Source organism: Candidatus Methylomirabilota bacterium, from assembly GCA_036001065.1.
GTDB lineage: Bacteria > Methylomirabilota > Methylomirabilia > Rokubacteriales > CSP1-6 > MNEF01.
In genome coordinates, this window is sequence record DASYUQ010000099.1 from 1 (window position 1) to 5,293 (window position 5,293).

General features: G+C 71.8%; 6 protein-coding genes. 5 read left to right on the plus strand and 1 reads right to left on the minus strand.

What is annotated here, in order from left to right; translation table 11 throughout:
- The 4 genes from VGV13_09235 to VGV13_09250 form a co-directional block, all read left to right on the plus strand.
- Nucleotides 1-682, plus strand: a 682-nt coding sequence (locus tag VGV13_09235; protein ID HEV8641266.1) for a citrate/2-methylcitrate synthase, incomplete at its 5' end; no start/stop codon positions are given.
- Nucleotides 683-788: 106 nt separating this feature from the next.
- Nucleotides 789-1,937, plus strand: a complete 1,149-nt coding sequence (locus VGV13_09240) for a Gfo/Idh/MocA family oxidoreductase (protein ID HEV8641267.1) — start codon at nucleotides 789-791, stop codon at nucleotides 1,935-1,937.
- A complete protein-coding gene (gene dapF / locus VGV13_09245; protein ID HEV8641268.1) occupies nucleotides 1,934-2,803 on the plus strand; it encodes a diaminopimelate epimerase in 870 nt (289 codons plus the stop codon). The genes VGV13_09240 and dapF overlap by 4 nt, the downstream gene beginning before the upstream one ends.
- Complete coding sequence (locus VGV13_09250) at nucleotides 2,800-3,384, plus strand: TIGR00730 family Rossman fold protein (GenBank protein ID HEV8641269.1); 585 nt, start codon at nucleotides 2,800-2,802, stop codon at nucleotides 3,382-3,384. The genes dapF and VGV13_09250 overlap by 4 nt, the downstream gene beginning before the upstream one ends.
- A 214-nt stretch (nucleotides 3,385-3,598) precedes the next feature.
- Here the strand turns inward: VGV13_09250 and VGV13_09255 are convergent, their stop codons facing one another.
- Nucleotides 3,599-4,333, minus strand: a complete 735-nt coding sequence (locus VGV13_09255) for a 5-formyltetrahydrofolate cyclo-ligase (protein ID HEV8641270.1) — start codon at nucleotides 4,331-4,333, stop codon at nucleotides 3,599-3,601.
- Nucleotides 4,334-4,426: 93 nt separating this feature from the next.
- Between VGV13_09255 and VGV13_09260 the strand changes: the two genes are divergently transcribed.
- Nucleotides 4,427-5,293, plus strand: an 867-nt coding sequence (locus VGV13_09260) for a phosphotransferase family protein (GenBank protein ID HEV8641271.1), incomplete at its 3' end; no start/stop codon positions are given.

The following is a 5,293-nucleotide window of genomic DNA, read 5'->3' on the forward strand; positions in this document are numbered from 1 at the left end:
GCCGAACCCGAAGCTCACCCTGGCCGCCAACTTCCTCTACATGCTGAGCGGCCAGAAGCCGACGGACCTCGCGGCGAAGACCTTCGACGTCGCGCTGATCCTCCACGCCGACCACGAGTTCAACGCCTCCACCTTCGCCGCCCGCGTCACCGCGGCCACGCTGTCCGACCTGCACTCGGCGGTCGTCTCCGGGATCGGCGCGCTCAAGGGGCCGCTGCACGGCGGCGCCAACGAGCAGGTGATGCGGATGGTCGAGCAGATCCAGACCCCGGACCGGGCCGAGGCGTGGATCCGGAAGGCGCTGGCCGACAAGGCACGCATCATGGGCTTCGGCCACCGCGTCTATCGCGTCGAGGACCCGCGGGCCAAGCACCTGCGGCGGCTGGCGACGGAGCTGGGACGGCAGACCGGCAGCACCCACTACGTGCAGATCCTCAATACGGTCGCCCGCGTCGTCACCGACGAGAAGAAGATCTATCCGAACGTCGATCTCTACTCCGGCGCCGCCTACGCGTCCATGGGCATTCCCACCGACCAGTTCACGCCCATCTTCGCCCTGAGCCGGGTGGTCGGCTGGTCGGCCCACGTGCTCGAGCAGCACGCGCACAACCGGCTCATCCGGCCGCGCTCCGAGTACACGGGGCCCACCCGGCAGGCCTACGTCCCGCTCGACCGGAGATAGGCCCGCGCGCCGAGGGCCTCGCGACACGCCGGTTCGAGGGCCAGCTTTGCTGGCCCAACCCGGTCCTGGGGGGAGGCTTCGGAAGGGGGGCGAAGCCCCCCTCCGAGTGGGCATTGTGGGGGCGCGGTTTGCCGCCGAGCTGCACGTCGCCAACTACCGCCCGCTTCGGGGGGTGAAGGTCGAGCTGACCGCCGTCTGCGCGCGGACGCGCGCCGACGCCGAGGCGTTCGCCAAGCGCCACGGCATCCCCGGGGTCTTCACCGACTACCGGCAGCTGGTCGCGTCGCCGGAGGTGGACGTGGTGGACGTCTGCGCCACCACCGACGTCCATCACGAGATCGCCGTGGCGGCGGCGCGCGCCGGCAAGCACGTCATCGTCGAGAAGCCGCTCACGGGCTACTTCGGCGAGGCCGACGAGCCCCGGGAGTACATGCTGGCGGCGGCCCTCCGGAACGCCGACGCCGTGCTGGAGGCGGTGGCTGCCGCCGGCGTGACCCTCTGCTACGCCGAGGACTTCGTCTACGCGCCGCCGGTCGCCAAGCTCCGCCGCCTGCTGGAGGCGAGCGGGGGCGCCGTGCTCGAGCTACGCGCCGAGGAGAGCCACTCTGGCTCCCACGCCGCCTACGCGCGCCGCTGGCGCACCGCGGGCGGCGGCTCCCTCTTGCGCATGGGCTCCCACCCGGTGGGCGTCGTGCTCCACCTCAAGCACCACGAGGGCCGGCTCCGCGAGGGACGCCCCATCCGCGCCCGGTCGGTGCTGGCCGACGTGGCCCAGCTCACGCGGCTGCCCGCCGTCGCCGACCGCCCGCGCTTCCTCCGCACCGCCGCCGAGGACGTCGAGGACTGGGCGGTGGCGGTGATCACCTTCGAGGACGGGACCAAGGCCACGGTGCACTCGAATGACACCACGCTCGGCGGCGTGCGGAACACCGTCACCGCCTACCTGACCAGCGGAGTGGTGCAGGCGAACATCACGCCCAACAACAGCGTGGTCGCCTACGCGCCCGAGGGGCGCGTCTGGGGCGACGAGTACATCACGGAGAAGGTCGAGACCACGGCCGGCTGGCAGTTCCCCAGCCCCGAGGAGGACTGGGTGCGCGGCTACCCTCAAGAATTGGAGGACTTTGTGGATGCGATCCGCGAGGGGCGCGAGCCGCTCTCGGGAGCGGCCCTGGCCCGCGAAGTGGTCGAGGTGATCTACGCCGGCTATCTGTCGGCGGCCACCGGACGGCGGGTGGAGCTCCCGCGTCCATGATCCCGTTCGCCAAGGGCCACGGCCTCGGCAACGATTACCTCGTCATCGACCAGCGCGACCTGCCCGGCCCCCTGAGCGCGCGCGCCATCGCGACGATCTGCGACCGCAACCGGGGAGTGGGCTCCGATGGGATCTTATTGTTGGTGCCGGCCACGCGCGCCGACTTCGGCCTGCGGATCTTCAATCCCGACGGCAGCGAGGCCGAGAAGTCGGGGAATGGGCTCCGCATCTTCGCCAAGTATCTCTGGGACCACGGGCACGCCAAGCAGGCGACGTTCACCGTCGACACCAAGGGCGGCGTCGTCGAGTGCCAGCTCCACGTCGACCAGGGCCGGGTGAACTTCGTCACCGTCGAGATGGGCCGCGTGAGCTTCCGGGCCCCCGAGATCCCGATGAACGGGCCCGACCGCGACGTGGTGGCGGTTCCGCTCCAGCTCGCGGACGGCACCGCGCTGCGCGTCACCGCCGTCTCGATCGGCAACCCCCATTGCGTGGTCTTCGTGGAGCGGCTCGACGAGGCGCAGTGCCGGCGACTGGGCCCGATGATCGAGCAGCACCCCGCCTTTCCGAACCGGACCAACGTCCAGTTCGCCCGCGTGAAGGCGCGGGACGCCCTCGACATCCTCATCTGGGAGCGCGGGGCCGGCTTCACGCTGGCCTCCGGCTCGTCGTCTTGCGGCGCGGCGGCGGCGGCCGTCCGCAGCGGCCTCTGCGACCACGGACGCGTCACGGTGGGGATGCCGGGTGGCGAGCTGGCGGTCCACGTGCGCCCGGACTGGTCGCTCCGCCTGGAAGGGCCGGTCGAGGAGGTGTGCACGGGGACGCTCACGCGCGAGTTCGTCGAGGCGTACGTGACCCGGGCATGAAACGAATCTGCGTGTTCGCGGGCTCGTCGCTGGGCGCCCGCCCCGACTACGCCGGCGCCGCCCGCGAGCTGGCGGCCGAGCTGGCCCGCCGCAAGCTCGGCCTCGTCTACGGAGGCGGCTCGGTGGGGTTGATGGGCGTGCTCGCCGACGCGGCGCTGGCCCACGGCGGCGAGGTGATCGGCGTGATTCCACGGGGGCTGGCCACGCGGGAGCTGGCCCACACCGGCCTCACCGAGATGCGGGTGGTGGAGAGCATGCACGAGCGCAAGGCGCTGATGGCGTCGCTGGTGGACGGGTTCATCGCGCTGCCGGGCGGGCTCGGCACCTTCGAGGAGACGCTGGAGGTCCTCACGTGGTCCCAGCTCGGCATTCACCGCAAGCCGGTGGGGGTCCTGAACGTCGCCGGGTACTTCGATGGGCTGCTGCGGATGCTCGCCCACGCGGTCGGGGAGGGCTTCGTACGGCGGGAGTATCTCGCGCTGCTGCTCTTCGCCGACACGCCCGCCGCGCTCCTGGATGCCGTGGCCGCCTGGCAACCGCCCCGCGGGGGTGGCGCGTGGCTCGCCCCCAGCCAGACGTGACAATCGGAGGGGGCCTCGACGGCCCCCTCCGAGACCTCCCCCAAGAAGTCGATTGCGCCGGCGGAGCCGGCGCGCGAACGGCGGTTACTCGGACGCGCGGGAGCGGCGGCGGCGCAGCTCGCGGTGGATCCGAAGGTCTTGGAGTCGCATGACGAAGGCGACGGCGGCAGCCGTCAGATTCGGGAGGAGGCCTCGGCCCCTGCCGAGGCGCTCTTCAGGGCTTGAGGCGCGCCAGCGGCGGCATCGCCAGGAGCTGAGCCTCCGACAGCTCCTCCCACAGGAGACCCCGCGGCTTCTTGAACGCCCGCTCGGTGCGGATGACGCGCTCGGGCGTGACGATGAAGTCCACCGGCACGTCGTGGGGCGTCATCGGGATCTCCTCGTCGAGCACCTGCCGCTCGTGGACCGTCGTTAGCACCGGGGTGGCTTCGTCCACCGCGCCGAGCTGGCTCGCCAGCGCGTATTCAAGATCACTGTAGCCACCGCCCTTGCCGACCCGCGCCCCGCGCGCATTGACCGCGACGCTGCCGACGACGATGAGATCGATCCGGCCGAGCTTGACCGGCGTGACCAGCTCCCCGAGCGCCGCGGCGCCCTTGATCGTCGCCGCCTGGGCCAGCTTGCCCTCGAGCTTCTCGGGGTCGAGCCGGACAAAGCAGCGCGCGTCGGTGAGGCGGGGCACGGCCATGAACACCTGCTTGCCGTCCCTGAGCGCCCGCAGCCGGAGCGCCCGCTGGGGGGCGTCGGGATTGCACTTGAGACGGGCCGCGGCCGTCCACTCGGGAAGCTCGGCCGCGCGGGCGGCCGCCTGCTCGGCGCCGGTGAAGTTGGGGATTCGCTCGGCGAGCGGCAGCGGAAAGCGCCCGACGCCGTGCCACTCGAGCAGCGCCCAGACGCGCTCGCGGATCTCCTGCTTCGTCGTCGGCTGCACCGTGTTTTTCGCTGACATGGGCGCCGGCTCCCACAATAGGAGATCGCACCGGCGATGTCGAGATGGCGTCCGGGCAGCGCCTGTCTTATCTTTGCTCGGATGACAGAGCGTATGTCGGCGCGCGTCGCCGGCACCATCGAGGTGCTCCCCACGCACCGCTTCGACCTGGAGGCGCTCGAGCGGTACATGGAGCGGCAGGTCGAGGGCTTCCGCGGCCCGCTCACCGTGCGGCAGTTCCGGGGGGGCCAGTCGAACCCGACCTACTATCTGGAGGCCGGGGACCGCCAGTACGTGCTCCGCCGCAAGCCTCCGGGCAAGCTGCTGCCGTCGGCGCACGCCGTGGACCGCGAGTACCGGGTGATCACGGCGCTCGCCAGGAGCGGCGTTCCGGTCCCGCGCACCTACGCGCTGTGCGAGGACCCCGATGTCATCGGCACGCCCTTCTACGTCATGGCCTACGTGCCCGGGCGCGTCCTCCCCGACCCCCGGCTGCCCGGCGCCGCGACGGCCGAGCGCGCGGCGATCTACGACGCCATGAACGAGGTGCTGGCGCGCCTGCACGCGGTGGACTGGGAGGCGGCGGGGCTCGCCGACTTCGGCAGGCCGGGCAACTACATCGCGCGCCAGATCCATCGCTGGACCTCGCAGTACCGCGCCTCGGAGACGGAGACGATCCCGGCCATGGAGCGGCTGATCGCCTGGCTGCCCGAGCACATCCCGGCGCCCGACGAGACGACGCTCGTGCACGGCGACTACCGGCTCGGCAACATGATCATCCATCCGACGGCGCCCCGGGTCGCCGCCGTGCTCGACTGGGAGCTCTCCACGCTCGGCCATCCGCTCGGCGATCTCGCCTATCACTGTTTGCCCTTCCGGCTCCGCCACGACCAGTTCGAGGGGTTCGCCGGGGAGGCGCGACCGGCCGGCATTCCATCAGAGGAGGAGTACCTGGCGGCCTACTGCCGGCGGACGGGCCGC

What these genes read in the sequence shown, in the direction of transcription:
- dapF (HEV8641268.1), top strand. Translation starts at nt 1,934, where the DNA reads ATGATCCCGTTCGCCAAGGGCCACGGCCTCGGCAACGATTACCTCGTC.
- VGV13_09255 (HEV8641270.1), bottom strand. Translation starts at nt 4,333, where the DNA reads ATGTCAGCGAAAAACACGGTGCAGCCGACGACGAAGCAGGAGATCCGC.
- VGV13_09250 (HEV8641269.1), top strand. Translation starts at nt 2,800, where the DNA reads ATGAAACGAATCTGCGTGTTCGCGGGCTCGTCGCTGGGCGCCCGCCCC.